Source organism: Trinickia sp. (genome assembly GCF_051953955.1).
In the GTDB taxonomy this organism is placed as follows: domain Bacteria; phylum Pseudomonadota; class Gammaproteobacteria; order Burkholderiales; family Burkholderiaceae; genus Trinickia.
This window is the reverse complement of record NZ_JBQCIF010000051.1, coordinates 29933-54536: the sequence shown is the minus strand read 5'-3', so window position 1 is coordinate 54536 and position 24604 is coordinate 29933. Positions and strand designations below refer to the sequence as shown.

The following is a 24604-nucleotide window of genomic DNA, read 5'->3' as shown; positions in this document are numbered from 1 at the left end:
GCGGAGTCGCGTGCCGCTCAGCGCGAATCGGTGCGGCTATTCGAGGCGTTGGCTCGTGACAGTGGCTCTGCGGGCAAGGGCAGCTATTACGATTACGCGTGTCGGCACGCCGCCGTGATCGAGCGATTCGGCCGGTTCCCGCATCGAAATGCCGTGCTCGGGCGTGCGTCCACGGCCGAGGAACTTGCGTTCCTGCGCGAGCCCGGCTCCTCGTTCTGAGAGACGACGCGAATTTCCTGCTCGGAGGGGAGCGAGCGTTGCTGCGCTGAGCGAGGAGGTAGTTGAAGCAGTCAACTGAAGCAGTCAACGCCCGCCGCTGGCGTCGAGCAGCGCGCCGGTGACATAGGACGCGGCGTCGCTGAGCAGCCAGACGATCGCCTGGGCCACTTCCTCCGCTTGGCCCGCCCGGCCGAGCGGCGTTTGGGCGCCGAGCACGGCGGCCCGTTGGGGCTGGCCGCCGCTCGCGTGGATGTCGGTTTCTATCAAGCCCGGGCGCACGCCATTGACGCGCACGCCTCGCGGCCCGAGTTCCTTGGCCAGACCGATCGTCATCGTATCGACGGCGGCCTTCGAGCCGGCGTAATCGACGTATTCGTTCGGCGAGCCGAGCCTCGACGCGGCCGACGACACGTTGACGATGGCGCCGCCGCGCCCGCCGCGGTCCGTCGACATGCGGCGCGCGGCCTCGCGGGCGCAAAGATAGGCGCCGAGCACGTTGACGTCGAACATGCGCTTGAGCCGAGCGATGTCCATCTCGGCCAGCGGCATCGAGGGCCCGACGATGCCTGCGTTGTTGACGAGGGCATCGACGCGGCCAAAAGCCGTCTCGAGTTCGTCGAACAGGGCGACGACGGCCGTTTCGTCGGCGACGTCGCCGGGCAGCAGCAGCGCGCGGCCGCCTGCCCGCTCGACTTCGTCGGCCGTTTCCTGGGCCGCGGCGAGATCGCGCACGTAGTTCACGCCGACCGCCGAACCTTGCTTGCCGAGCAGACGGGCGGTGGCGCGGCCGATGCCGCGGCCGGCTCCGGTGACGAGGACGACGCGGCGTTCGGCATTCATGGGGAGCGCTCCCTCAAATGGAGATGACGGCGACGATGGCGATGATGCAACGAACGCTCGAGGCGGCCCTCGCCCCGACCGGCACAGCGCTCAGACGACTTCCCGCTGCGTGGCCCATTTATCGCGGCCGGGCGGGTGATAGCGGCGCAGCTTGTCGAGCAGCGCAGGGGCGTCGGCATCGATCTGGAGGATATCCAGATAGGCCTGCTGCATGAAGCCTTCGCGCACCGTATGCTCCAGCATGCCGACGAGCGGCGCGTAATAGCCGCCGATGTCGTAAAGGCCGATTGCCTTGTGGTGATAGCCGAGCTGCGCCCAGGTGTACACCTCGAACAGTTCCTCGAGCGTGCCCGCGCCGCCGGGCAGGGCGACGAACGCATCGGACAGATCGGCCATCATGCGCTTGCGCTGATGCATGTCGGGCACGACGTGCAGCTCGGTCAAGCCTTCGTGGCCGACTTCCTTGTCGACGAGCAGCTCCGGGATGACACCGACGACGCGCCCGCCCGCTGCCAGTACTTCATCGGCGATGACGCCCATGAGGCCGACGCGCCCGCCGCCGTAGACGAGCGAGCAGCCCGCCTCGACGAGTGCGCGCGCGAACGTTTGCGCCGCTTGCGCATAGAGGGGCTTGGCTCCCGTCGATGAGCCGCAATAGACGCAAACCGATTTCATACAGCCTCCCGCTGGGCCGCCCCGAGGGAGGCCGGCGCCCCCTCGGGGGGAGCTTTGCATGGGACCGGAGTAAGCGCTGAAGCGCCAACTCCGGTCGACAGCGAACGGAGCGAGCGTGGGGGCACTTTCATACAGTGTTGTCCTTCCCGCGAGGGGGCAGGTAGTCCTGGAATTGGCGCTTGGGCAGCTTGCCCGAGACCAGATCGTCGAACAATTGCCGCGAGCGGCCGCGCAGATAGGGCGCCATCATCGAAATGACGTGCACGCTGACCTGATGCAGCTCGTCGCGAATTGCTTCCTGATCGTTGTATTTGCGCGGGTGCATGACGAACTGGTACGAGAGCCAGTACGTGGCGGTCACACCCATGTTCGTCGCGATGACTTGGATTTCCTCGGGCGACGCGACCATTTCTTCATCGGCGACGAGCAACTCGCACATCTCTTTCGCGAAGCGCACCTTGTGGCTGATGATCTGCTTGAAGTGCGTCTCGAGTGTGCGGTTGCGCGCGAGCAGATCGTTCAGGTCGCGATAGAGGAACCGGTAGGTCCACATGAAATCGGCCATGTACTGCAGGTACGACCAAGTTTCGTCGATCGTCGGACGATGGTCTTCCGGAAAACGAAGCCGCTTCTCGATCGCCTGCTCGAACTGCGCAAAGATGCTGTTGATGATGTCGTCTTTGTTGCGGAAATGGTAGTAGAGATTGCCTGGGCTGATCTCCATTTCCTCCGCGATCGTCGTCGTGGTGACGTTCGGCTCTCCGATTTCGTTGAATAGCTTCAACGACAGTTCGAGGATCCGTTCGCGGGTGCGGCGGGGAGTTTTCGCTTCCATGTCGTCCGGCCCTGTGCTGCCGGGCACGCACGGCGCTCGCGCGACGCTGCGGTGATGCGCCCGGCTCGGTTGGTATCTTGGCACTGCGTCGGGCGATTATAAACCGGTCGTTCTCTTCCTCGAACGTTGTGTAGGAATTTCCTTAAAAGTACGCCGCAAAGCGGCGCGAGAGGCCCAAGCGGCTAGCCGCCGGTCCAGCGGACGACGATGGGGCCGACGATCAGCGCCCAGGTGAGCACACAGGCGGCCAGGGCGACGGTGACGGCGGCGCTGCCGAGGTCTTTTGCTCGGCGGGACAGTTCATGGCGCTCGAGCGAGATACGGTCGATCGCCGCCTCGACGCTCGAGTTCAAGAGCTCGACGATGAGCACGAGCAGCACCGAGCCGATCAAGAGCACGTGGGAAACGGCGTCGACGGGCACGAGCGCGCCGCACGGCACGAGAATCGCGGCCAGCGTGAGCTCTTGGCGGAACGCGCTTTCTTCTTGGATGGCGACGCGAAAGCCGGCGATCGAGTTCTTCAGCGCATGCCAAGCTCGCGCGAAGCCCCGGTTGCCTTTATAGGGGTTGAACGGCAGCGGTGCGAACGGATCGTCCGGAGAGAGCGGCTCATGCGCCACTCCCTCGCCCGTGTCGGAATCGTCATGCTCGTCGTGCACGAGCGGATCGTCGCGTTTCATGCGGCGGCGTTTTCCTCGCGCGCGCCGGCGCGCTGAAGCGGTTTCAAATGGGCGGCGAACTGCATCGAAGCCGCTTGCCACGAAAAGCGCTCGGCCCATGCGCGCGCATCGGTGCGATCGATCTTCAGCGCGTCGAGGCACGCCTCGCGCAAGTCGTCGTTCATCGCCCCCGCGTTGCCGTCGCCGAGCACGTCGATCGGGCCCGTCACGGGGTAGGCTGCGACCGGCGTGCCGCAGGCGAGCGCCTCGAGCAGCACGAGACCGAAGGTGTCGGTCCGGCTCGGGAATACGAAGACGTCGGCCGCCGCGTAGACCTTCGCGAGCTCGGCTTGGCTGAGCACGCCCAGGTAGTTGACTTCGGGATAGCGCGATTTGAGCTCGGCCAGCGCGGGGCCTTCGCCGGCCACCCACTTCGAGCCGGGCAGGTCGAGCTTGAGAAAGGCCTCGACGTTCTTTTCGATCGCGACTCGTCCCACGTACAAGAAGATCGGCCGCGCCGTGTTGAGCACCTTCGATTCCATCGGATGAAAGATGTCGAGATCGACGCCGCGAGTCCACAGGACGACGTTGTCGAAGCCGTGCTGCTCGAGATCGTGCTTGACGACGGGGGTGGGCGCCATCACGGCCAGCGACTGGCCATGGAACCAGCGCAGAAAGCGGTAGGTGGCCGTCGTCGGAATGCCGAAGCGCGCATGCACGTACTCCGGAAAGCGCGTGTGATAGGCGGTCGTGAACGGCAGGCCGCGGCGAATCGCATAAGCGCGCGCGGCCATGCCGAGCGGGCCTTCGGTGGCGATGTGCAGCGCATCGGGCGCGAACTCGTCGATACGGGCATGCACGCGCCGGCGCGGCAGCAGCGAGAGGCGAATTTCAGGATAAGTCGGGCAGGGAATCGTGCGGAATTCGAGCGGGGTGAGCAGCTCGACTCGATGGCCGAGCGCAGTCAGCTCGCGCGTGGTGTTCTTCAGCGTGCGCACGACGCCGTTGACCTGAGGTTCCCAGGCGTCGGTGACAATCATGATTTTCATGCGGTCGGTCCGGTTCGCGAAGCGGTTAGGCGGTAGCCTTGGTTTTACGCGGGGCGGCGGCCGGCGAGCGCATGACGGTCCAGTAGACCACCTTGAGCTCGCCGTCGAGCGTTTCGACGAGGGCGGACAGGCTCTCGACCCAGTCGCCGTCGTTGCAATAGAGCAGGCCGTCCACGTCGCGGATCTCGGCCTTGTGGATATGGCCGCACACGACGCCGTCGCAGCCGCGGCGACGCGCTTCCTCGACCATGACGTGCTCGAACGAAGAGATGAAATTGACGGCGTTCTTGACCTGATGCTTCAGGTATTGCGAGAGCGACCAATAATGCAGGCCGAAGCGGCTGCGCACACGGTTGAACCAGCGGTTCAGGACGAGGATGGCCGTATAGGCCGTGTCGCCGAGGTAGGCTAGCCACTTCGCATGCTGGATGACGCCGTCGAACAGATCGCCGTGGACGATCCACAGGCGCTTGCCCGCAAGCGTCGTATGAAATGCTTCGCCGCGCACGTGGATGTCGCCGAACGCGAGGTCGCAAAATTGGCGCGCGCCCTCGTCGTGATTGCCGGGGATGTAGATGACCTGCGTGCCTTTGCGGGCCTTGCGCAAGATCTTTTGGACCACGTCGTTGTGCGCTTGCGGCCAGTACCAGCCCTTCTTCAACTGCCAGCCGTCGATGATGTCGCCGACGAGGTACAGGTACTCCGATTCGTTGTGCCGCAGGAAGTCGAGCAGGTACGGCGCCTGGCAGCCGCTCGATCCGAGGTGGATGTCCGACAGCCAAATCGTGCGGTAGCGCAGCGGCTCGCCGACGCCGTCGTCGTGCTGATCGCCGGACGCATCGGCGGGGTTGGCGCCCGACGGGGGCGGTGGGCCGCCGCTCGGCAGCGCGGGCTGAAAGGGGACGGTTTCGACGCTTGCGCCGAGTTGTCTGAGAAGGGAAGTCGCGGACGGCGTGCGGTCCATGGCTTCTCGCGTCGAGTTGTACATGGCGCACATTGCGCCATGTGCTCGTGACTGCCACATGACAGTCACGAGAACTTCTTATTACGTGTCTTGGAGAGTGGGCCGAACGTGCTACGAGTGCATCGGCGCTCGGCGCACCGGCACATCTGCGCTCAGCCGCGCTCGACAGCCACGATGCGCGTGCCGGCCAGGCGGTCGTGCGGGAACTGTCGAGCGGGGTCGAGGCGGGCCGCGGCGGTCCATAGCGCGAACCAGGCGACGGTAGCGGCAAGCGTGGCCGGCACGGGCAGGTGAAGCAGCGGATGCAGCGCGAGCGGTGGCAAGAACCAGAGCCAGGCGGCGAGATATCGGGCGACGGCACGCAGCGCCTTCGGCGGCTCGCCCGTTTCGACGGTAACGAGCCGCAGGCGCCAGGTCTTCATCGGCAGCGTCTGGCCGCCGCGTGTCCAGCACCAGACGAAGTAGGCGCCGACGACGAGCGCGACCCAGGCGGTGAGCAGGTTGTGGTGCGTGAGGCCGTTGCGTTGCTGCGTCAGCGTCCCGAACAGATAGCCGGCGATGAACACGACGCCGAACAGCAGCACGCTTTCGTAGACGAGCGCGGCGAGGCGGCGGCGAATCGTCGGAACGGTGGCTGTCATGTTATCGATGTCTGGATCGGAGCCGGCGAAGTGCGCGCCGGGCCGCCCCAAGTGCACGGAGCGCCCCCTCGGGGGGCAGCGAACGCAGTGAGCGTGGGGGGCATCTCAGTGCGCGCCGGGCCGCCCCAAGTGCACGGAGCGCCCCCTCGGGGGGAGCTTTGCATGGGACCGGAGTAAGCGCTGAAGCGCCAACTCCGGTCGACAGCGAACGCAGTGAGCGTGGGGGCCATCTCATGCGCCCCGGAAGAGAGACGGCTCGTCCGACGGCGAGACGGGCGTGGGCGGTACCGGCACCGTCGAGTTGACGGGGCCGGAGGCCGGCGTGCCGCCCGAGGCCGGCGCGGCTGCGCCGGCGCTCGCGGCGGCTGCGGCCCCTGCGGCGCCGCTTGCGCCAAGCGTCGGATTCGCCGGATTCACGAGCCGGTTCAGCCCGCGGATTTCGCTGCGCTCACCCGACGGCGGAGCGCTCACGACGGTAGGCCGCCGCTTGCGCCCGATGGCAGCGAGCTTGGCCTTCTGCTCGGGCGAGAGCTCCTGATAGGCCTGCCAAGCTTTCTTGCGCGCTTGCGGCGGCAGGGCCTTCGACACCTGATAGTTCTCGCGTGCGACTCGGCGTTGATCGGGCGTCATGCGGATCCATTCCATCATGCGCTCGTGGAGGCGCTTCTGCGATTCTGGCGACATCTTCGCGTAACGCCCGGCGATCTTGATCCATTTGCGCTTGCGTTCGTCGCTGAACGTATCCCATTCCGCGGCGAACGGCGCGAGTGCTTCGTGCTGTGCGTTGCTCAAATGCGACCACGACAACGGATTCGTATCGTTGGCGAGCGGGGGAAATGCCACGGTGAGCGCGGCCGGCGACGGCGCGGCGACGCCCGACACCCCGGCCGTCGCGTGCACGGGTGCGTGCTCGAAGAATCGAGGGTAGGTTGCCGTGAACGCGACCGCCGCGGCGATCGCGCATCCGAAAACAACGGCCAAGCCGCGCTTGTAGCTCACCGGCGTCGCTCTCCGCCTGCCTTAGCGCGCCCGTGACAGGTACGCATTGAACCCGTGGTCGAGATAAGCGTTCAGCGGCAAGTCGTCGCTGAGCATGGCCGCGTCGATGTCCGCCAGTTCGGCGGACCGCTGCAGGTTTTCCCAATAGGCGATGACGGCGATGCCGCCGATGAGCGCGACGACCGGCCACACGCGCAGCACGCGGCCGAGCGGCGACAGATGGCGCTTGGGCTGGCTCGGCTGGCCGAGCGCGGCGCCCGCACCGGCATGCGCGAGCACGGGCACGAACGCCGGCGCGGCGACGGTTTCGGGCTTCTTGCGCGAGAGGGCGAGACGACGCGCGCCGGCCAAGCGCTCGAGCGTGGCGGCGGGCAAGTCGGCTGTGCTTTCGTCGAGCACGCGGCAAATCTTGTCCGCGAACTCGGATTCTTTGATTTCTGGAGCGGAGCTCATAGCGTAATTCCTTTGGCCTTGAGCGCGACCGCCAACGTGTGCGTCGCTCGCGAGCAGTGCGTTTTCACGCTTCCCTCGGAGCAGCCCATCGCGGCGGCGGTCTCGGCGACATCCATATCTTCCCAGTAACGCATGAGGAACGCTTCCCGTTGACGCGCCGGCAATTTTTGGATTTCTTCGTCGATCGAGGCGAGCACCTGCTCGCGCTCGAGCTTCAGTTCGCTACTGACGCCCGCGCTCGAGCCGTCGCTCGCTTCGATCGTCTCCAGAGGATCGAATTCTTCGTCGTCACCGCTGCCGAGCGACGAGAACAGGCTGACCCACGTGTTGCGCACTTTCTGACGACGAAAGTAATCATGCATCACATTCTGCAAGATACGCTGAAACAGCAGCGGAAGCTCGGCGGCGGGGCGATCGCCGTATTTTTCGGCGAGCTTGATCATCGCGTCCTGGACGATGTCGAGGGCGGCATCGTCATCGCGCACGGCGTAGACGGTCTGCTTGAACGCGCGCCTTTCGGCGCCCGCCAGAAAATCGGCGAGTTCCTTGTCTGATGCCATCCGAGGGGGGCGGCGCGAGACTTTCGCGCGCACCGTAATCGATAGAAAAATGTCGTAAAACTCGCGGATGCTAGCAAATTTTCGAGATACCGGGGGCGATCCATGCCCCGATGGGTTGGAAATACCCTGTTTCGGGCGCAAAACGACCGGTTCGGCCGTGCATGGGCTGGGCCGGCCCGACAACTTTCACTTGACCTTCGCGCGCGGAGCAGCTAACGTCTCCGGTTCGCAACATAAGTGACTTGTCTCTTTTTGGGCGGGCCCATGAGGTCCGTCTGTCAAAGTGGACGCGCCGCTTGAACCCGAGCCATAAGCCCGGCAGAGAGCACCCGATCAATTTTTTGCCGAAAATTCGAAAGGTTAACGATGAACATGCCCAGCGCGGAATTCTCCACGTCGGATACCACTCCTCCCCACGAAGCCGGATCGATCGGTGCCACCGTGCTCATGCGCGCATTGGCCGACGAGGGCGTCGAGGTGCTTTGGGGCTATCCCGGCGGCGCGGTACTGTATATCTACGACGAACTCTATAAGCAGGACAAAGTCCAGCATGTGCTCGTGCGCCATGAACAGGCAGCCGTGCATGCGGCCGACGCTTACTCGCGCTCGACGGGCAAGGTCGGCGTTTGCCTCGTGACGTCCGGCCCCGGCGTGACGAATGCCGTCACCGGCATCGCCACGGCCTACATGGATTCGATCCCGATGGTCATCATCAGCGGGCAGGTGCCCACTGCCGCGATCGGCCAGGACGCCTTCCAGGAATGCGACACCGTCGGCATCACGCGTCCGTGCGTGAAGCACAATTTCCTCGTGAAGGACGTGCGCGAGCTTGCCTCGACCGTCAAGAAGGCGTTCTTCATCGCGCGTACGGGCCGTCCTGGCCCCGTGCTGATCGACATCCCGAAGGACATCTCGAAAACGCCGTGCCAGTACGAGCCCGTGAAGACCGTTTCGCTGCGTTCGTACAACCCGGTCACGAAGGGCCACTCGGGCCAAATCCGCAAAGCCGTATCGCTGCTGCTGTCGGCCAAGCGCCCCTATATCTATACGGGCGGCGGGATCATTCTGGCCGATGCGTCGCGCGAGCTCAATCAGTTCGCCGATCTGCTCGGCTACCCCGTCACGAACACGCTGATGGGGCTCGGCGGCTACCGCGCGAGCGACAAGAAATTCCTCGGCATGCTCGGGATGCACGGCACGTACGAAGCGAACATGGCGATGCAGAACTGCGACGTCCTGATCGCCATCGGCGCGCGCTTCGACGATCGCGTGATCGGCGATCCGCAGCACTTCTCGTCGCGTCCGCGCAAGATCATCCATATCGACATCGATCCGTCGTCGATCAGCAAGCGCGTGAAGGTCGACATTCCGATCGTCGGCGACGTCAAGGAAGTGCTCAAGGAAATCATCGAGCAGCTCCAGCATGCCGAGCACGGCCCCGACACGGAAGCGCTCGCGCAGTGGTGGAAGGACATCGAGGGCTGGCGCGAGAAGAATTGCCTGAAGTACGACCGCAAGAGCGAGATCATCAAGCCGCAATACGTCGTCGAAAAGCTCTGGGAGCTGACCGACGGCAACGCGTTCGTCTGCTCCGACGTCGGCCAGCATCAGATGTGGGCCGCGCAGTTCTACCGCTTCGACAAGCCGCGCCGCTGGATCAACTCGGGCGGTCTCGGCACGATGGGCTTCGGCCTGCCGGCGGCGATGGGCGTGAAGATGGCGCATCCCGAGTCGGAGGTCGTCTGCATCACGGGCGAGGGCTCGATTCAGATGTGCATCCAGGAGCTGTCCACCTGCAAGCAGTACGACACGCCCGTCAAGATCATCTCGCTGAACAACCGCTATCTGGGCATGGTGCGCCAGTGGCAGCAGATCGAATACAGCAAGCGCTACTCCCATTCGTACATGGACGCGCTGCCCGACTTCGTCAAGCTCGCCGAGGCGTATGGCCACGTCGGCATCCGGGTTGAGAAGACGGCCGACGTCGAACCGGCGCTGAAAGAAGCGCTGCGCTTGAAGGATCGCACCGTATTTCTCGATTTCCAGACCGATCCGACCGAAAACGTCTGGCCGATGGTTCAATCCGGCAAGGGCATCACCGAGATGCTGCTGGGCGCCGAGGACCTCTAACGACGGACTGGCGCCACGGCCCATTCGCTCGTCCGGCGCGCTCACGAAGGGCGCCTTCATCGAGCTCGAGGGAGGCCGGCGCCGCGGACAATCGACATCTGGATAAACGGGAAAGCAACATGAGACATATCATCTCCGTCTTGCTCGAGAACGAACCGGGCGCGCTTTCGCGCGTGGTCGGCTTGTTTTCGGCTCGCGGCTACAACATCGAAACCTTGACGGTGGCGCCGACGGAAGACCATTCGCTGTCGCGCCTTACCATCGTCTCCATCGGCTCGGACGACGTGATCGAACAGATCACGAAGCACTTGAACCGCCTGATCGAGGTGGTGAAGGTGGTCGACTTGACAGAAGGCGCCCACATCGAGCGCGAGCTGATGCTGATCAAGGTACGGGCGGTCGGCAAGGAACGTGAAGAAATGAAGCGGATGGCGGATATCTTCCGCGGCCGCATCATCGACGTAACCGAAAAGACCTACACGATCGAGCTGACGGGGGCGAGCGACAAGCTCGACGCCTTCATCGAAGCGCTCGACGCCGCCGTGATTCTCGAGACCGTCCGCACGGGCAGCTCGGGCATTGGGCGCGGCGAACGCATTTTGAAGGTGTGACGCCAGCTACCCGGTCGACGCTCGCCGGAAAGCGAGCGATTTTTGAAGAATTGACGAATACGATTAACGAGAAGGAACCGACATGAAAGTTTTCTACGATAAAGACGCCGACCTGTCCCTCATCAAAGGCAAGGACGTCACGATCATCGGCTACGGCTCGCAAGGCCATGCTCACGCACTGAACCTGAAGGACAGCGGCGTGCGCGTGACGGTCGGGCTGCGCAAAGGCGGCGCCTCGTGGAAGAAGGCCGAAGGCGCGGGCCTCACGGTCAAGGAAGTGGCCGAAGCCGTGAAGGGCGCCGACGTCGTCATGATGCTGCTGCCCGACGAGCAGATCGCCGACGTCTACAAGAACGAAGTGCACGCCAACATCAAGGAAGGCGCGGCACTCGCCTTCGCGCACGGCTTCAACGTCCACTACGGCCAAGTCATTCCGCGCGCCGATCTCGACGTCATCATGATCGCGCCGAAGGCCCCGGGCCACACCGTGCGCGGCACGTACTCGCAAGGCGGCGGCGTGCCGCACCTGATCGCCGTCGCGCAAGACAAATCGGGCGCGGCGCGCGACGTCGCGCTGTCGTACGCGGCAGCGAACGGCGGCGGCCGTGCCGGCATCATCGAGACGAACTTCCGCGAAGAGACGGAAACTGACCTCTTCGGCGAGCAAGCCGTGCTCTGCGGCGGCACCGTCGAGCTGATCAAGGCCGGTTTCGAGACGCTCGTCGAAGCGGGCTACGCGCCGGAAATGGCGTACTTCGAGTGCCTGCACGAGCTCAAGCTCATCGTGGACCTGATCTACGAAGGCGGCATCGCGAACATGAACTATTCGATCTCGAACAACGCCGAGTACGGCGAATACGTGACGGGCCCGCGCGTCGTGACGGAAGAGACGAAGAAGGTCATGAAGGACGTCCTGAAGGACATCCAGACGGGCGAATACGCGAAGAGCTTCATTCTCGAGAACAAGGCCGGCGCACCGACGCTGCAATCGCGCCGCCGCCTGATGGCCGAGCACCAGATCGAGCAAGTCGGCGGCAAGCTGCGCGCGATGATGCCGTGGATCGCTAAGAACAAGCTCGTCGATCAGTCGAAGAACTAAGACCGGAACCGGCGGCAGGCCGCGCGCGTTACGGCGCGTTACGCCACGCGTGAGGCCTGCCGGCGCGGGGAGAAGCGCGCGCCTCACTCCTCGCGCCCGGGTTTTGCCGGGCGGTGTCATGCCGCCGCCGGCCGCTCGATGCCCCTTGAAAGCCGTCCCGTGCGTCTCGCACGGGACGGCTTTTGCTATCCTAGTGGTTTTACAAAAACTTCGAAACGATCCATGAATTACCCACATCCGATCATCGCGCGCGAAGGCTGGCCGTTCATCGCGATTGCCGCCGTCGTCGCGCTGTTGATCCATGCGGTCGCGGGGTTCGGTTTTGCCTGGCCGTTCTGGCTGATCCTGATCTTCGTCGTGCAGTTCTTCCGCGATCCGCCGCGTCCGATCCCCATGCAAGCGAATGCCGTGCTGTGCCCGGCCGACGGCCGCATCGTTGCCGTCGAGACCACGCGGGATCCTTATGCGGATCGAGAAGCGCTGAAGATCAGCGTGTTCATGAACGTTTTCAACGTGCACTCGCAGCGCTCGCCCGTCGATGGCGCGATCACGAAGGTCGAATACTTCCCGGGGGCGTACCTGAACGCCGCGATCGATAAGGCATCGCTCGAGAACGAGCGCAATGCGATCGTGCTGCTGACCGCGAGCGGCCATACGGTCACGTCGGTGCAGATCGCGGGCCTCATCGCGCGCCGTATTCTTTGCTACGTGCGCGCGGGCGAGCCGCTCGCGCGCGGCCAGCGCTACGGGTTCATCCGTTTCGGCTCGCGCGTCGACGTTTATCTGCCGCTCGGCAGCCGCGCGAAAGTGTCGATCGGCGAGAAAGTATTCGCCTCGTCGACGATTCTCGCCGAGCTTTGACACGGCGGCAGGAGGGTTAGATGGCCGCTTTCAAACGTCGCCCGCGTTCCGGCACGACACCGATGCCGCGTTCGTTCCGGCGCAATCCGTTTCGCCGCAACAAGGCGCTCGGCGTCGATTCCGCGCCGGCCGAGAGCCGGCGCGCCGCACGCCAGAAATTTCTGCGCACGCGCGGGATTTACCTGCTGCCGAACGCGTTCACCACGGCCGCGCTTTTTTGCGGCTTCTTCGCCGTCGTGCAGGCGATGAACGTGCGCTTCGAGATCGCGGCGATCGCGATCTTCGTCGCGATGGTGCTCGACGGCATGGATGGGCGCGTGGCCCGCATGACGCACACGCAAAGCGCCTTCGGCGAGCAATTCGATAGTCTGTCCGACATGGTCTCGTTCGGCGTGGCGCCCGCGCTCGTCATGTACGAGTGGGTCCTCAAGGATCTCGGGCGCTGGGGCTGGCTCGCCGCGTTCGTCTATTGCTCGGGCGCGGCGCTTCGGCTCGCGCGCTTCAACACCAACATCGGCGTCGTCGACAAGCGCTTCTTCCAGGGCTTGCCGAGCCCGGCGGCGGCGGCGCTGATCGCCGGCTTCGTCTGGCTCGCGACCGACAACCGGGTACCGCTCAAGCTCGTTTGGCTGCCGTGGGTCGCGTTCGCGCTGACCGTCTACGCGGGCGTGACGATGGTGTCGAACGCACCGTTTTACAGCGGCAAGGCGCTCGACGTGCGCCATCGCGTGCCGTTCGCGGCGATCTTGCTCGTCGTCGTCGCGTTCGTGCTCGTCTCGTCCGATCCGCCGCTGATGCTGTTCGGCCTGTTCGTCCTCTACGGCCTGTCGGGTTACGCGTTTTGGGGCTATATGGCCGCGCGCGGACGCGACAATCCGGCGCGGTCCGTTCCGCACGATCACTGAGGCGGACACTCAGGCCGCACTAAGACCGATAGTCAGAGGCTCGAGCCGCATCTCGTCCGATACGGCTCACGGCAGGAGTCGCATATGGCAAATGCGGCTCATCGACATATTGCTCGCTTTGGTATCGCGTCGGCCGCACGGACCAGCGCTCGGTTATCGCTATGTTCGGCCGATTGCACGATTCCCGGAATGCCGCTATAGTCGTCGACATGTCGATTTTGACCTTCCCCCTTCTATCCCTTCTCGCCGGTGCGCCTCTACGCGCGCTAGCACTAGCGCGCCTGCCGCGCTGACCGTTTTCGCCCCCCGTCTGCCTCGTTCGTTGTTTGGCGTCGCCTACGGTGGCGCGAACACCCAAATTCCGTTTTCCGTATCCCCAAGCATTCCGAACGCAAACGTCCCCCTGGAGACATGACATGGCAGACAAACTGATTATTTTCGACACGACGTTGCGTGATGGCGAGCAATCGCCTGGTGCGTCGATGACGAAGGAAGAGAAGATCCGCATCGCGAAGCAGCTCGAGCGAATGAAAGTCGACGTGATCGAAGCCGGTTTCGCGGCCAGCTCGAACGGCGACTTCGATGCGATCAACACGATCGCGTCGCTGATCAAGGACAGCACCGTGTGCTCGCTCGCGCGCGCGAACGACAAGGACATCCAGCGGGCCGCCGACGCTTTGAAGCCGGCCGATCACTTCCGCATCCACACGTTCATCGCGACCTCTCCGCTGCACATGGAGAAGAAACTGCGCATGACGCCCGAGCAAGTGTACGAGCAGGCCCGGCTGGCCGTGCGCTTTGCGCGCAAGTTCACGAACGACGTCGAGTTCTCGCCCGAGGACGGCAGCCGCTCGGATATGGATTTCCTGTGCCGCGTGCTCGAGGCGGTGATCGACGAGGGCGCGACGACGATCAACATCGCCGATACCGTCGGCTACGGTGTGCCCGAGCTCTACGGCAATCTCGTCAAGACGCTGCGCGAGCGAATCCCGAACTCGGACAAGGCGATTTTCTCCGTGCATTGCCACAACGATCTCGGCATGGCCGTGGCGAATTCGCTGGCCGGCGTGAAGATCGGCGGCGCACGCCAAGTCGAATGCACGATCAACGGCCTCGGCGAGCGCGCGGGCAACACGGCGCTCGAGGAAATCGTGATGTCGGTGAAGACGCGCAAGGACTACTTCGGCCTCGACGTCGGGATCGACACGTCACAGATCGTGCCGGCCTCGAAGCTCGTATCGCAAATCACGGGCTTCGTCGTTCAGCCGAACAAAGCGGTGGTCGGCGCGAACGCGTTCGCGCACGCGTCCGGGATTCACCAGGACGGCGTGCTCAAAGCGCGCGACACCTACGAAATCATGCGGGCCGAAGACGTGGGCTGGACGGCCAACAAGATCGTTCTCGGCAAGCTGTCGGGCCGCAACGCGTTCAAGCAGCGTCTGCAAGAGCTCGGTATCGCGCTCGATAGCGAGACGGAGCTCAACGAAGCCTTTGCCCGTTTCAAGGAACTGGCCGATCGCAAGGCGGAAATCTTCGACGAGGACATCATCGCGATCGTCTCCGAGGAATCGGCCGCTGCGCAGGCGCGCGAGCACTACAAGTTCGTCGCGTTGGCCCAGCATTCCGAAACGGGCGAGCGTCCCCATGCGCGCGTGGTGTTCTCGGTGGACGGCAAGGAAACGGTGGGCGAGGCACGCGGCAACGGGCCCGTCGATGCGACGCTCAATGCGATCGAAGGCGAAGTCGGCAGCGGCTCCGAGTTGTTGCTGTACTCGGTGAACGCGATCACGACGGGGACGCAGGCGCAAGGCGAGGTGACGGTGCGCTTGTCCAAGAGCGGGCGGATCGTCAACGGCGTCGGCACCGACCCGGACATCGTCGCCGCGTCGGCGAAGGCGTATATCTCCGCGCTCAACAAGCTCTACGCGAACGTCGATAAGGTGAATCCTCAGGGCGTTTGAGGGCGAGGTCGGCCAGTCGTTCGGGGCTCTCGGTGCGAGAGCCCCTTTGCTTATCGCTCGCCGTTTGCCGCGCGTGTCGCGATACGAAGCCGACGAGGGCCATGAGCGGGTGGACGAGAACGCATGGCTCCGATCCGCGAGTCCCGCTTCAAGGTCCGGCTTTTAGAAGCCGAAACGATTGCGCTCGGGCTCGTGCAGCGGGTCGGGCGTCTTTTGCGTGAGGCGCAGGATGCCTTCAGGGTCGAAATAGAAGTGGTAAAGCTGGTACCAGACGTTGTTCTCGAGGTAGCGATAGCTCCACACTTCGCGCTTCATGAGCGGGAAATAGGCCGTTTCCTCGGGGCGGCCGAAATGGACGAGAACGTCCTGCTTCGTCCAGGTGCCGATCTGCGCCTTGTAGAACTCGCTCGGCTGCAGCACTTGCCGCACCGCGACCACTTTGCCGGAAGCATCGACGTCCGCCGCCGTCGTCGTTTCGCCCATCGGCTGAGTCGGCCACATCAGCCGCTTGCCGCCGCCGGGCAGATCGTAGATTTCGCGTGGCGGCCCGAGACGGGCGATCACCGCCGATTGATCCTCGCCGGCCGTGAAACCCTGCCATGGCTGGGCGCATCCCGCGAGCGCGAAGACCGCCGCGCAGGCGAGTGCCGCGGAAAGACGCTTGCACACCATACATTTCTCCGATGACTTCCATGAGCGGCGTTGTATCACGGGCTCGCCTCGTTTGGACAGGGGCGGCTCGCAAAGATTTACGCCTTTGGCTGGCGCCGGGTAGCTGGCGGCCGTCGCGCTCGGCCGGACGGCCGGCTTGCGAGCCGGTGCCATCGCAGCCTAATATCCGCCCATTTCGATAGCGGCAAGGAACGAACGATGAAGGGTAGATGGACGAAGTGGGCGGCGATCGCCGCCGCCGCGTGCGCATTCGCAGCGCCGCTCGCGTGCGCCGCGGGAACGAGCGGAACGAGCGGAACGAGCGGAACGAGCGGAACGAGCGGAACGAGCGATGCGGCGGCGCATGCCCCGATCCGGCTCGCGCTGATCGAAGGCATGTCGGGCCCGTTTGCCGATGCGGGCGCGGCCGTCGAGCGCAACGTGCGTTTCGCGATCGAGCGCGTCAATGCGCGCGGAGGCGTCCAACTGCCCGATGGCGCGCATCCGCTCGAACTCGTCGTGCTCGACAGCCAGGGCAGCGCCCTGCAGGCGCTCGTCCAGTTGCGAGCGGCCGCTGATCGGCATATCGCGTTCGTCCTGCAGGGCAACAGCTCGGCCGTGGCGGCGGCGCTCGTATCGGCGATCGACAAGCAAAACGCGCGTGAGCCCGACAATCGCGAGTTGTTCCTGAACTACTCGGCCGACGATCCCGCGCTCACCGGCACGCTCTGCAGTTTTTGGCATTTCCGTTTCGACGCCCACGCCGGCATGCGGATGAACGCGCTCGCCGATGTCATCGCGCACGACGAATCCGTCAAGCGCGTCTATCTGCTGAACCAGGACTACAGCTTCGGGCACGACGTCAGCACGCTCGCGCGGGAAGCGCTGGCGGCGCGGCGGCCCGACATCGCCATCGTCGGCGACGAATTTCATCCGATCGGCCGGGTCAAGGATTTCACGCCCTACATCGCGAAACTGCGCGCGAGCGGCGCGGACGCCGTCGTCACGGGCAACTGGGGGAACGATCTCGCGCTGCTCGTGAAAGCCGCCCGCGAGCAGGGTTTCGCCGGCAAGTTCTATACGTTCTACGGCAACAGCCTCGATGCGCCCGCCGCCATCGGGGAGGCAGGCGTCGGCCGCGTGGTGGCCGTCGCGGACTGGCACCCGAATGCCGGTACGGCCGCGCCCGCGGGCGAGCGCCTGCCTCGCGCGAACGCCGCGGCGTCCGACGCCTATTACGCCGCGTTCCGTGCCCGCTTTCCGGCCGCGCGCGACGACTATGCGCTCGCACGGATCGACGTGATGGTCGACATGCTCGCGCAGGCCATCTCGCGGGCGCATGGTGCCGATCCCGCGGCAGTCGCAAAGGCGCTCGAAGGCATGAAGTTCGACAACGGGTTCGATCGCGGCTGGATGCGGGCCGACGATCACCAATTGATCCAACCCCTTTATGTGATCGAGATGGGCAAGCTCGGTGCTCCGGGCGTGCGTTTCGACAACGAGGGCTCCGGTTATGGGTTCCGCACGGTGCTGGCGCTGGCGCCGGAGCAGACGGAAACGCCGAGCGAGTGCCGGATGAAGCGGCCCTGAGCGGCCCTGAGCGGCCCTGAGCGGGCGAAGCCGCGGCGGCCCGGCGGGTTGGCCATGCTGCCGCTTTCGGTTGTGCTACAATGCGCGCTTTCGTCGTAACCCACGGCACGGCCTTTCTTCCGTGACCGCCTGTTTGTTTCAAAGGAAATCAAATGTCTGTTGCTGATATCAAGAAGTCCGACATCGTCGCGCAATTCGCACGCGGCACGAACGACACGGGTTCGCCTGAAGTGCAGGTCGCCCTGCTGACGTCGCGTATCAACGAGTTGACCATGCACTTCAAGTCGCACACGAAGGATCACCACAGCCGTCGCGGCTTGCTGCGCATGGTGAGCCGTCGCCGTAAGCTGCTCGACTACCTGAAGGGCAAGGATGCCGACCGTTACCGTTCGCTGATCGAAAAGCTGGGTCTGCGCAAGTAATCGGCCGCCACCGCTTTACGCAAGATGCCTGTGTCAGCGCGCTGATACAGGCATTTGTTTTTTGGGTCAGCACTTCGTCCTACCCCGTACGGAGCGTAGCGTGACGTAGCAAGGCCCGAGTGCGCATCGACGCGCGCTTCGGGTGGTTTCACAGCAGTCGGCAAAGGCGGGCAGAGCTTTGTGTCATTCCAGCGCGGCGAGATGGCCGCACGAATCGCCGAGCGCGGCGCTGGAATGGCATACACTCCTCTTCCCGCCGGTGCGCCGGCCGCCGGCGCCGCCCGCCGATGCCTGCATCGCGGCGGCAGTCCCAAACAGATGAGAAGACATCAAGGAGTTGCTTATGTCCATGTTCAACAAGATCGTCAAAGAATTCAAATGGGGCCAGCACAACGTTCGCCTCGAAACCGGTGAAGTCGCGCGCCAAGCTTCGGGCGCCGTCATCGTCGACGTGGAAGATACCGTCGTGCTCGCGACCGTCGTCGGCGCGAAGACGGCCAAGCCGGGTCAGGACTTTTTCCCGCTGACCGTCGATTACATCGAAAAGACCTACTCGGCCGGCAAGATTCCCGGCGGCTTCTTCCGCCGCGAAGGCCGTCCCTCGGAACACGAAACGCTGACGTCGCGGCTGATCGACCGTCCGTTGCGCCCGCTCTTCCCCGAAGGCTTCTATAACGAAGTCCAAGTCGTCATCCACGTGCTGTCGATCAATCCGGAAGTGCCGGCCGACATCCCGGCGCTGATCGGCGCGTCGGCCGCGCTCGCCGTGTCGGGCCTGCCGTTCAACGGCCCCGTCGGCGCCGCCCGCATCGGCTACGTCAACAACGAATACGTCCTCAACCCGACGCGCAGCCAGCAAGAGCAATCGAGTCTCGATCTCGTCGTGGCCGGCACCGAGCGCGCCGTGCTGATGGTGGAATCGGAGGCGGATCAACTGCCGGAAGACGTCATGCTCGGCGCGGTCGTGTTCGGCCACGAGCAAATGCAAACGGCGATCGACGCGATCCACGAACTCGTGCGCGAAGGCGGCAAGCCCGAATGGGATTGGCAGCCGGCGCCGAAGGACGAAGCGCTGATCGCGCGCGTGACCGAGATCGCTCATGGCGAACTCGTCGCCGCCTACCAACTGCGCAACAAGCAGCAGCGTTCGGCCAAGCTGAAGGAAATCTACGCCGCGACGAGCGCCAAGCTCGACGAAGCGGCCGTGGCCGCGGGCCAAGTGCCTGCCGACAAAACGGCCGTCGGCAACATCTTGTTCGATATCGAAGCGAAGATCGTCCGCAGCCAGATCTTGAACGGCGAACCGCGCATCGACGGCCGCGATACCCGCACGGTGCGCCCGATCGAAATCCGCACCGGCGTGCTGCCGCGTACGCACGGCTCGGCGCTGTTCACGCGCGGCGAAACGCAAGCGCTCGTCGTGGCGACGCTCGGCACGAGGGGCGACGAGCAGATCATCGACGCGCTCGAAGGCGAATACCGCGAGCGCTTCATGCTCCACTACAACATGCCTCCGTTCGCGACGGGCGAAACGGGCCGCGTCGGCACGCCGAAGCGCCGCGAAATCGGCCACGGCCGCCTGGCCAAGCGCGCGCTCGTCGCATGCCTGCCGAGCGCCGAGGAGTTCGGCTACTCGATCCGCGTCGTATCGGAAATCACGGAATCGAACGGTTCGTCCTCGATGGCCTCGGTGTGCGGCGGCTGCCTCGCGCTGATGGATGCGGGCGTGCCGATGAAGGCGCACGTCGCGGGCATCGCGATGGGCCTGATTCTCGACGGCAACAAGTTCGCCGTGCTGACCGATATTCTGGGCGATGAAGACCACCTCGGCGACATGGACTTCAAGGTGGCCGGCACGGCCGACGGCGTGACGGCGCTGCAGATGGACATCAAGATCCAAGGGATCACGAAGGAGATCATGCAGGTCGCGCTGGCACAGGCGAAGGAAGGCCGCATGCACATCCTCGGCAAGATGAAGGATGCCGTGTCCGGTGCGAACACGGAATTGTCGGAGTTCGCGCCGCGCATGATCACGGTCAAGATCAACCCGGAGAAGATCCGCGACGTGATCGGCAAGGGCGGTTCGGTGATTCGCGCGCTGACCGAGGAAACGGGCACGACGATCGACATCTCCGACGACGGTGTCGTGACGATCGCGAGCACGAGCAGCGAGGGCATGGCCGAGGCCAAGCGCCGCATCGAAGCGATCACGGCCGAAGTCGAAGTCGGGCAAGTCTACGAAGGCACCGTGCTCAAGCTGCTCGAATTCGGCGCGATCGTGAACATCCTGCCGGGCAAGGATGGCCTGCTGCACATCTCCGAAATCGCGAACGAGCGCATCAAGGACATCAAGGATTACTTGAGCGAAGGCCAGCACGTGAAGGTCAAGGTCATCCAAACGGATGAAAAGGGTCGCGTGCGCCTGTCGGCGAAGGCGCTGCTGAACGAGGGCGGTGCAGGCGCTGCTCCGGCGGAGCCCACGCCGCAGTAACGCGTCGACGCATCTGCTCTTCGGGCCTGTGACAGGCTCCAGAACGGCCGGCCGCTTTCCAAGCGCGCCGGCCTTTTTTTCATCAGAATAGCGGCATCCCTTACTGAACGACTGCCTCGGAGGCGATGTGAAAGCGATCGAAATCACCGAGTTCGGCGGGCCTGAAGTACTCGCGCTTGCCGAGCGGCCCGATCCCTTGCCCGGCCAGGGCGAAGTCCTCGTCAAGGTGTCGGCATCGGGCGTGAATCGCCCCGACGTCTTTCAGCGCAAGGGGGCGTATGCGCCGCCGCCGGGCGCATCCGACTTGCCGGGGCTCGAGATCGCGGGCGAAATCGTCGGCGGCAACATCGACGAAAAGCACAACCCGTTCGGCCTCGCGATCGGCGATCGCGTTTGCGCGCTGCTCGCCGGCGGCGGCTACGCGCAATACGCGACCGTCCCGCTCGCCCAGTGCTTGCCGGTGCCGAAGGGGCTCTCCGACGTCGAGGCCGCTTCGCTGCCCGAAACGTTCTTCACCGTCTGGAGCAACGTATTCGATCGCGCGCAGCTCGGTGCGGGGGAGGGCGGCGCCAACGAAACGCTGCTCGTGCAGGGCGGCTCGAGCGGTATTGGCGTCACGGCCATCCAAATCGCGCACGCGCTCGGATTTCGCGTGTTCGCCACGGCGGGAACGGCCGAGAAATGCAAGGCCTGCGAGGCGCTCGGCGCGGAACGCGCGATCGATTACAAGACGGAAGATTTCGTCGAAGTCGTGAAATCGCTGACGAACGACCGCGGCGTGGACGTCATCCTCGACATGGTGGCGGGCGGCTACGTGCCGCGCGAGCTGTCGGCGCTCGCCGACGGCGGCCGGCTCGTCATCATCGCGCTGCTAGGTGGCGCGAAAGCCGAACTCAACCTCGCCGACGTGCTGCGCCGGCGCTTGACGGTAACGGGCTCGACGCTGCGTCCGCGGTCGATCGATTTCAAGGCGAAGATTGCCGCGCAACTCGAAGCGCGCGTGTGGCCGCTGATCGAGGCCGGACGGATCAAACCCGTCGTTTATCGCGTCCTGCCGGCGCACGAAGCGAGCCGCGCCCACGCGCTGATGGAAAGCGGCGAGCACATCGGCAAGATCGTCTTGGATTGGAGTGCCGGAGCGAAATGAGTGCGCAGGGGGGGCGGGCGGTGTGGCGACGGGGCTGCGTAGGTGGCTGCGCAGGTGCTGGCGGAGATGGCAGCGTATGGGCGCCGCTTACCGGCCGCACCGCCTCGCGCATGCGCTCGCTCGGGTAGCCGGTTTGACCCGGTCCGGCCGGACACAGTAAAATGGAGCGTTTTGCGTGCGCCTTCGCGTGCCTGGAACCGAATTGAACACGGGCGAGACAAGACACATGGCTGAACAGCGGGTGAAGTGGGTAATCGGTAATTGGAAGATGCACGGGCGGCTCGCAGAGAATGCGGCGCTGCTGCAGGCCGTCGCCGAAGGCGCCGGCGCTATTGCCGACGTCGTTCGCATCGGCGTTTGCGTACCCACGCCTTATCTCGCGCAAGCGCAGGCGATGCTTTCGGGTCGTCCGCTCGCATGGGGCGTGCAGGACGTTTCTATTTACACGCACGGCGCCTATACCGGTGAAGTCGCCGCCGAAATGGCGTGCGAGTTCGGTGCGACGCTCGCGATCGTCGGCCATTCGGAGCGCCGCGCGTATCACGCGGAAAGCTCGGATCTGGTGGCGGCCAAGACGCGCCGCGCGCTCGAGGCCGGCCTCACGCCGATCGTCTGCATCGGCGAAACGCTGGACGAGCGTGAAGCGGGCACGACCGAGGCGGTCGTGGGTGCGCAGCTCGATGCGGTGCTCGATCTGCTGTCGATCGAGCAGGCCGCGCGCATCATCGTGGCCTATGAGCCCGTATGGGCGATCGGCACGGGGCGTAGCGCCACGGCCGAGCAAGCGCAGGAAGTCCATGCGTTCTTGCGTACGCGGCTCGTGCAAAAGGATGCGTCGCTTGCGCGCGTGGCCGTGTTGTACGGCGGCAGCGTGAAGCCCGAGAATGCGCAGGCGCTGTTCGGCCAGGCGGATATCGACGGCGGGCTGATCGGCGGTGCGTCGCTGAAGAGCCAAGATTTCCTCGCGATCTGCGCGCAAGCGAAGGCGGCGAGCCTGGCTCGCTGAAATCTCGAGCGCAAACGCGAAGCGGTGTCCGCTCCCATCGAGGGGGTAGGACTGAAAATCCCAAATTAGGTGAGTCAGATGCTGTTTTTCAAAACGTTGATCATTGTCGTGCAGTTGCTGTCCGCGCTGGGCGTTATCGGCCTCGTGCTGCTGCAGCATGGCAAGGGTGCCGACATGGGCGCGGCCTTCGGCAGCGGAGCGTCGGGCAGTTTGTTCGGCGCGACCGGATCGGCCAACTTCTTGTCCCGCACGACGGCGGTTCTCGCAACGATTTTCTTCGTGACGACGCTTGCGCTCACGTACCTCGGGTCGTACAAGTCGAGGCCCTCCGCGGGTGTGCTCGGTTCGATCACGGCGCCGGTGGCATCGAGCCCGGCCGCAGCGTCGAGCCCCGCGTCGACCCCCGCCGGTCAAGCGTCGGCGGCCGCGCCGGCACCCTCGAGCAGCGCGGTGCCGAAATAATAAATTTCGCGCAAAGTTGCGTTTGTGCGTTGAACAAATCTAGGAAGCACGTTAGAATTTAAGTCTTGAAGCGATTCGCGGGTTCCAACGAGTTGTGTCCCGGATTGCAGACAGTGCCGACGTGGTGAAATTGGTAGACACGCTATCTTGAGGGGGTAGTGGCGAAAGCTGTGCGAGTTCGAGTCTCGCCGTCGGCACCAAAGTTATCCAATGCCAGCCGCATGCTTCGCTTCGGCTGGCATTGTCACTTCTGGAATCATGCTTACGTCTTGCATGCAGTGTATCTTGCAAAGACGAATGGTAGATCGAAGTGATTTGCCGTAGGGATGAGACCGATCCCTACGGTACTCTCGAGAAAACGCCGGGCCGCCCCAAGTTTTCTCGACCCCCTCGGGGGGCCTGGCGCGCAGCGCCAGGTTTGGGGCGCTCAGAACCAACCGAAAGAGGATAGTCTTGAACCTCGCAGCCTACTTCCCCGTATTGCTCTTTCTCCTCGTGGGCGCCGGTTTAGGCATTGCACTTGTCAGCATCGGCAAGATCCTCGCCCCCAGTCGCCCCGACAATCAAAAGAATTCGCCGTACGAGTGCGGCTTCGAAGCATTCGAAGACGCGCGCATGAAGTTCGATGTGCGCTACTACCTCGTCGCCATCCTGTTCATCATTTTCGATCTCGAGACCGCGTTCCTATTTCCGTGGGGCGTTGCCCTGCGCGATATCGGCTGGCCCGGCTTCCTGGCGATGATGATTTTCCTCGTCGAACTGCTGCTCGGCTTCGCCTACATCTGGCGCAAGGGCGGGCTCGACTGGGAGTGATGGTTAATCGCCGGTTTCTCGCGGGCGGCGAGGACTTCGCCGTCTCGTCTGGAGTGCAAAGCAAATGAGTATCGAAGGGGTCTTGAAGGAAGGGTTTGTCACCACCACGGCCGACAAACTGATCAACTGGACGCGCACGGGTTCGCTTTGGCCGATGACGTTCGGTCTTGCCTGCTGCGCGGTCGAGATGATGCATGCGGGCGCGGCCCGTTACGACCTCGACCGGTTCGGGGTCGTTTTCCGTCCGAGCCCGCGTCAGTCCGACGTCATGATCGTGGCCGGCACGTTGTGCAACAAGATGGCGCCCGCGCTGCGCAAGGTCTACGACCAAATGGCCGAGCCGCGCTGGGTGATCTCCATGGGTTCGTGCGCGAACGGTGGCGGCTATTACCACTACTCGTATTCGGTCGTGCGCGGCTGCGATCGCATCGTACCGGTGGACGTCTACGTGCCCGGCTGCCCGCCGACGGCGGAAGCGCTGGTCTACGGCGTGATCCAGCTGCAGGCGAAGATCCGCCGCACCAACACCATCGCCCGTCAATAAGCGCAAGCTTCCCCACT

26 protein-coding genes and 1 tRNA gene are annotated in these 24604 nt (G+C 64.4%); 16 read left to right on the top strand and 11 right to left on the bottom strand.

What is annotated here, in order from left to right; all coding sequences use genetic code 11:
* Positions 1-219, top strand: a 219-nt coding sequence (locus ACTHNZ_RS09935) for a DUF924 family protein (protein ID WP_440542331.1), incomplete at its 5' end; no start/stop codon positions are given.
* Between the two features lie 84 nt (positions 220-303).
* Here the strand turns inward: ACTHNZ_RS09935 and ACTHNZ_RS09930 are convergent.
* The 10 genes from ACTHNZ_RS09930 to ACTHNZ_RS09885 form a co-directional block, all read right to left on the bottom strand.
* Positions 304-1059, bottom strand: a complete 756-nt coding sequence (locus tag ACTHNZ_RS09930; RefSeq protein ID WP_440542330.1) for an SDR family oxidoreductase — start codon at positions 1057-1059, stop codon at positions 304-306.
* 90 nt (positions 1060-1149) lie between these two features.
* Positions 1150-1734 (bottom strand): TIGR00730 family Rossman fold protein, encoded by a 585-nt coding sequence (locus tag ACTHNZ_RS09925; protein WP_440542329.1) that lies wholly within the window; start codon positions 1732-1734, stop codon positions 1150-1152.
* Between the two features lie 127 nt (positions 1735-1861).
* Positions 1862-2569: a TetR/AcrR family transcriptional regulator gene (locus ACTHNZ_RS09920; RefSeq protein WP_440542328.1), complete on the bottom strand. Its 708-nt coding sequence runs from the start codon at positions 2567-2569 to the stop codon at positions 1862-1864.
* 182 nt (positions 2570-2751) lie between these two features.
* Complete coding sequence (locus tag ACTHNZ_RS09915) at positions 2752-3249, bottom strand: diacylglycerol kinase (protein ID WP_440542327.1); 498 nt, start codon at positions 3247-3249, stop codon at positions 2752-2754.
* Complete coding sequence (locus ACTHNZ_RS09910; protein WP_440542326.1) at positions 3246-4277, bottom strand: glycosyltransferase family 4 protein; 1032 nt, start codon at positions 4275-4277, stop codon at positions 3246-3248. Before ACTHNZ_RS09910 ends, ACTHNZ_RS09915 begins: the two co-directional genes overlap by 4 nt.
* A 25-nt stretch (positions 4278-4302) precedes the next feature.
* The gene (locus ACTHNZ_RS09905; protein ID WP_440542334.1) at positions 4303-5241 is read right to left on the bottom strand and encodes a UDP-2,3-diacylglucosamine diphosphatase; all 939 of its coding nucleotides are present in this window, start codon (positions 5239-5241) and stop codon (positions 4303-4305) included.
* Between the two features lie 152 nt (positions 5242-5393).
* Positions 5394-5882: an RDD family protein gene (locus ACTHNZ_RS09900; protein ID WP_440542325.1), complete on the bottom strand. Its 489-nt coding sequence runs from the start codon at positions 5880-5882 to the stop codon at positions 5394-5396.
* Positions 5883-6113: 231 nt separating this feature from the next.
* Positions 6114-6881, bottom strand: a complete 768-nt coding sequence (locus ACTHNZ_RS09895; RefSeq protein WP_440542324.1) for a DUF3106 domain-containing protein — start codon at positions 6879-6881, stop codon at positions 6114-6116.
* Positions 6882-6902: 21 nt separating this feature from the next.
* Positions 6903-7334 (bottom strand): DUF3619 family protein, encoded by a 432-nt coding sequence (locus tag ACTHNZ_RS09890; protein ID WP_440542323.1) that lies wholly within the window; start codon positions 7332-7334, stop codon positions 6903-6905.
* On the bottom strand, positions 7331-7894 hold the full coding sequence (locus ACTHNZ_RS09885) for an RNA polymerase sigma factor (protein WP_440542322.1): 564 nt from the start codon (positions 7892-7894) through the stop codon (positions 7331-7333). The genes ACTHNZ_RS09890 and ACTHNZ_RS09885 overlap by 4 nt, the downstream gene beginning before the upstream one ends.
* A gap of 366 nt (positions 7895-8260) precedes the next feature.
* Between ACTHNZ_RS09885 and ACTHNZ_RS09880 the strand changes: the two genes are divergently transcribed.
* The 6 genes from ACTHNZ_RS09880 to ACTHNZ_RS09855 all read left to right on the top strand — a co-directional run bounded on the left by ACTHNZ_RS09880 (position 8261) and on the right by ACTHNZ_RS09855 (position 15461).
* Positions 8261-10024, top strand: a complete 1764-nt coding sequence (locus ACTHNZ_RS09880; RefSeq protein WP_440542321.1) for an acetolactate synthase 3 catalytic subunit — start codon at positions 8261-8263, stop codon at positions 10022-10024.
* Positions 10025-10143: 119 nt separating this feature from the next.
* Complete coding sequence (gene ilvN / locus ACTHNZ_RS09875; protein ID WP_102611725.1) at positions 10144-10635, top strand: acetolactate synthase small subunit; 492 nt, start codon at positions 10144-10146, stop codon at positions 10633-10635.
* Between the two features lie 82 nt (positions 10636-10717).
* Positions 10718-11734, top strand: coding sequence for a ketol-acid reductoisomerase (ilvC, locus tag ACTHNZ_RS09870; RefSeq protein ID WP_102646315.1), 1017 nt, complete (start codon positions 10718-10720; stop codon positions 11732-11734).
* 222 nt (positions 11735-11956) lie between these two features.
* The gene (locus ACTHNZ_RS09865; RefSeq protein WP_440542320.1) at positions 11957-12595 is read left to right on the top strand and encodes a phosphatidylserine decarboxylase; all 639 of its coding nucleotides are present in this window, start codon (positions 11957-11959) and stop codon (positions 12593-12595) included.
* A 20-nt stretch (positions 12596-12615) separates the two neighbouring features.
* The gene (gene pssA, locus ACTHNZ_RS09860; protein WP_440542319.1) at positions 12616-13500 is read left to right on the top strand and encodes a CDP-diacylglycerol--serine O-phosphatidyltransferase; all 885 of its coding nucleotides are present in this window, start codon (positions 12616-12618) and stop codon (positions 13498-13500) included.
* Positions 13501-13916: 416 nt separating this feature from the next.
* Complete coding sequence (locus tag ACTHNZ_RS09855) at positions 13917-15461, top strand: 2-isopropylmalate synthase (RefSeq protein WP_440542318.1); 1545 nt, start codon at positions 13917-13919, stop codon at positions 15459-15461.
* Between the two features lie 162 nt (positions 15462-15623).
* Here ACTHNZ_RS09855 and ACTHNZ_RS09850 read toward each other — a convergent pair whose 3' ends face one another.
* Entirely contained in the window at positions 15624-16133 is a 510-nt protein-coding gene (locus ACTHNZ_RS09850) for a hypothetical protein (protein WP_440542317.1), read from the bottom strand.
* A gap of 198 nt (positions 16134-16331) precedes the next feature.
* On the opposite strand from ACTHNZ_RS09850, the gene ACTHNZ_RS09845 reads away from it, so the two are divergent.
* The 9 genes from ACTHNZ_RS09845 to ACTHNZ_RS09805 all read left to right on the top strand — a co-directional run bounded on the left by ACTHNZ_RS09845 (position 16332) and on the right by ACTHNZ_RS09805 (position 24587).
* Positions 16332-17702 carry a branched-chain amino acid ABC transporter substrate-binding protein gene (locus tag ACTHNZ_RS09845; protein WP_440542316.1) on the top strand — a complete coding sequence of 457 codons (1371 nt, stop codon included), beginning with the start codon at positions 16332-16334 and terminating at the stop codon, positions 17700-17702.
* A gap of 152 nt (positions 17703-17854) precedes the next feature.
* A complete protein-coding gene (rpsO, locus tag ACTHNZ_RS09840; RefSeq protein WP_440542315.1) occupies positions 17855-18124 on the top strand; it encodes a 30S ribosomal protein S15 in 270 nt (89 codons plus the stop codon).
* A 343-nt stretch (positions 18125-18467) separates the two neighbouring features.
* Positions 18468-20615, top strand: a complete 2148-nt coding sequence (pnp, locus tag ACTHNZ_RS09835) for a polyribonucleotide nucleotidyltransferase (protein ID WP_440542314.1) — start codon at positions 18468-18470, stop codon at positions 20613-20615.
* A gap of 127 nt (positions 20616-20742) precedes the next feature.
* A complete protein-coding gene (locus ACTHNZ_RS09830) occupies positions 20743-21762 on the top strand; it encodes an NAD(P)H-quinone oxidoreductase (protein ID WP_440542313.1) in 1020 nt (339 codons plus the stop codon).
* A 226-nt stretch (positions 21763-21988) separates the two neighbouring features.
* Positions 21989-22768, top strand: a complete 780-nt coding sequence (gene tpiA / locus ACTHNZ_RS09825) for a triose-phosphate isomerase (RefSeq protein WP_440542312.1) — start codon at positions 21989-21991, stop codon at positions 22766-22768.
* 78 nt (positions 22769-22846) lie between these two features.
* Entirely contained in the window at positions 22847-23230 is a 384-nt protein-coding gene (secG, locus tag ACTHNZ_RS09820) for a preprotein translocase subunit SecG (RefSeq protein ID WP_440542311.1), read from the top strand.
* Between the two features lie 115 nt (positions 23231-23345).
* Positions 23346-23430, top strand: a tRNA-Leu gene (locus tag ACTHNZ_RS09815).
* A 253-nt stretch (positions 23431-23683) separates the two neighbouring features.
* Positions 23684-24043, top strand: a complete 360-nt coding sequence (locus ACTHNZ_RS09810) for an NADH-quinone oxidoreductase subunit A (protein WP_440542310.1) — start codon at positions 23684-23686, stop codon at positions 24041-24043.
* A 64-nt stretch (positions 24044-24107) separates the two neighbouring features.
* Positions 24108-24587: a NuoB/complex I 20 kDa subunit family protein gene (locus ACTHNZ_RS09805; RefSeq protein WP_006052903.1), complete on the top strand. Its 480-nt coding sequence runs from the start codon at positions 24108-24110 to the stop codon at positions 24585-24587.
* Positions 24588-24604 lie beyond the last annotated feature (17 nt).

What these genes read in the sequence shown, in the direction of transcription:
- ACTHNZ_RS09880 (WP_440542321.1), top strand. Translation starts at nt 8,261, where the DNA reads ATGAACATGCCCAGCGCGGAATTCTCCACGTCGGATACCACTCCTCCC.
- ACTHNZ_RS09920 (WP_440542328.1), bottom strand. Translation starts at nt 2,569, where the DNA reads ATGGAAGCGAAAACTCCCCGCCGCACCCGCGAACGGATCCTCGAACTG.
- pssA (WP_440542319.1), top strand. Translation starts at nt 12,616, where the DNA reads ATGGCCGCTTTCAAACGTCGCCCGCGTTCCGGCACGACACCGATGCCG.
- ACTHNZ_RS09850 (WP_440542317.1), bottom strand. Translation starts at nt 16,133, where the DNA reads ATGGTGTGCAAGCGTCTTTCCGCGGCACTCGCCTGCGCGGCGGTCTTC.
- ACTHNZ_RS09910 (WP_440542326.1), bottom strand. Translation starts at nt 4,277, where the DNA reads ATGAAAATCATGATTGTCACCGACGCCTGGGAACCTCAGGTCAACGGC.
- rpsO (WP_440542315.1), top strand. Translation starts at nt 17,855, where the DNA reads ATGTCTGTTGCTGATATCAAGAAGTCCGACATCGTCGCGCAATTCGCA.
- ACTHNZ_RS09930 (WP_440542330.1), bottom strand. Translation starts at nt 1,059, where the DNA reads ATGAATGCCGAACGCCGCGTCGTCCTCGTCACCGGAGCCGGCCGCGGC.
- ACTHNZ_RS09915 (WP_440542327.1), bottom strand. Translation starts at nt 3,249, where the DNA reads ATGAAACGCGACGATCCGCTCGTGCACGACGAGCATGACGATTCCGAC.
- ACTHNZ_RS09925 (WP_440542329.1), bottom strand. Translation starts at nt 1,734, where the DNA reads ATGAAATCGGTTTGCGTCTATTGCGGCTCATCGACGGGAGCCAAGCCC.
- ACTHNZ_RS09885 (WP_440542322.1), bottom strand. Translation starts at nt 7,894, where the DNA reads ATGGCATCAGACAAGGAACTCGCCGATTTTCTGGCGGGCGCCGAAAGG.
- ACTHNZ_RS09845 (WP_440542316.1), top strand. Translation starts at nt 16,332, where the DNA reads ATGAAGGGTAGATGGACGAAGTGGGCGGCGATCGCCGCCGCCGCGTGC.
- ACTHNZ_RS09905 (WP_440542334.1), bottom strand. Translation starts at nt 5,241, where the DNA reads ATGGACCGCACGCCGTCCGCGACTTCCCTTCTCAGACAACTCGGCGCA.
- ilvC (WP_102646315.1), top strand. Translation starts at nt 10,718, where the DNA reads ATGAAAGTTTTCTACGATAAAGACGCCGACCTGTCCCTCATCAAAGGC.
- ACTHNZ_RS09805 (WP_006052903.1), top strand. Translation starts at nt 24,108, where the DNA reads ATGAGTATCGAAGGGGTCTTGAAGGAAGGGTTTGTCACCACCACGGCC.
- ACTHNZ_RS09890 (WP_440542323.1), bottom strand. Translation starts at nt 7,334, where the DNA reads ATGAGCTCCGCTCCAGAAATCAAAGAATCCGAGTTCGCGGACAAGATT.
- secG (WP_440542311.1), top strand. Translation starts at nt 22,847, where the DNA reads ATGCTGTTTTTCAAAACGTTGATCATTGTCGTGCAGTTGCTGTCCGCG.
- ACTHNZ_RS09865 (WP_440542320.1), top strand. Translation starts at nt 11,957, where the DNA reads ATGAATTACCCACATCCGATCATCGCGCGCGAAGGCTGGCCGTTCATC.
- ACTHNZ_RS09855 (WP_440542318.1), top strand. Translation starts at nt 13,917, where the DNA reads ATGGCAGACAAACTGATTATTTTCGACACGACGTTGCGTGATGGCGAG.
- ilvN (WP_102611725.1), top strand. Translation starts at nt 10,144, where the DNA reads ATGAGACATATCATCTCCGTCTTGCTCGAGAACGAACCGGGCGCGCTT.
- tpiA (WP_440542312.1), top strand. Translation starts at nt 21,989, where the DNA reads ATGGCTGAACAGCGGGTGAAGTGGGTAATCGGTAATTGGAAGATGCAC.
- ACTHNZ_RS09900 (WP_440542325.1), bottom strand. Translation starts at nt 5,882, where the DNA reads ATGACAGCCACCGTTCCGACGATTCGCCGCCGCCTCGCCGCGCTCGTC.
- pnp (WP_440542314.1), top strand. Translation starts at nt 18,468, where the DNA reads ATGTCCATGTTCAACAAGATCGTCAAAGAATTCAAATGGGGCCAGCAC.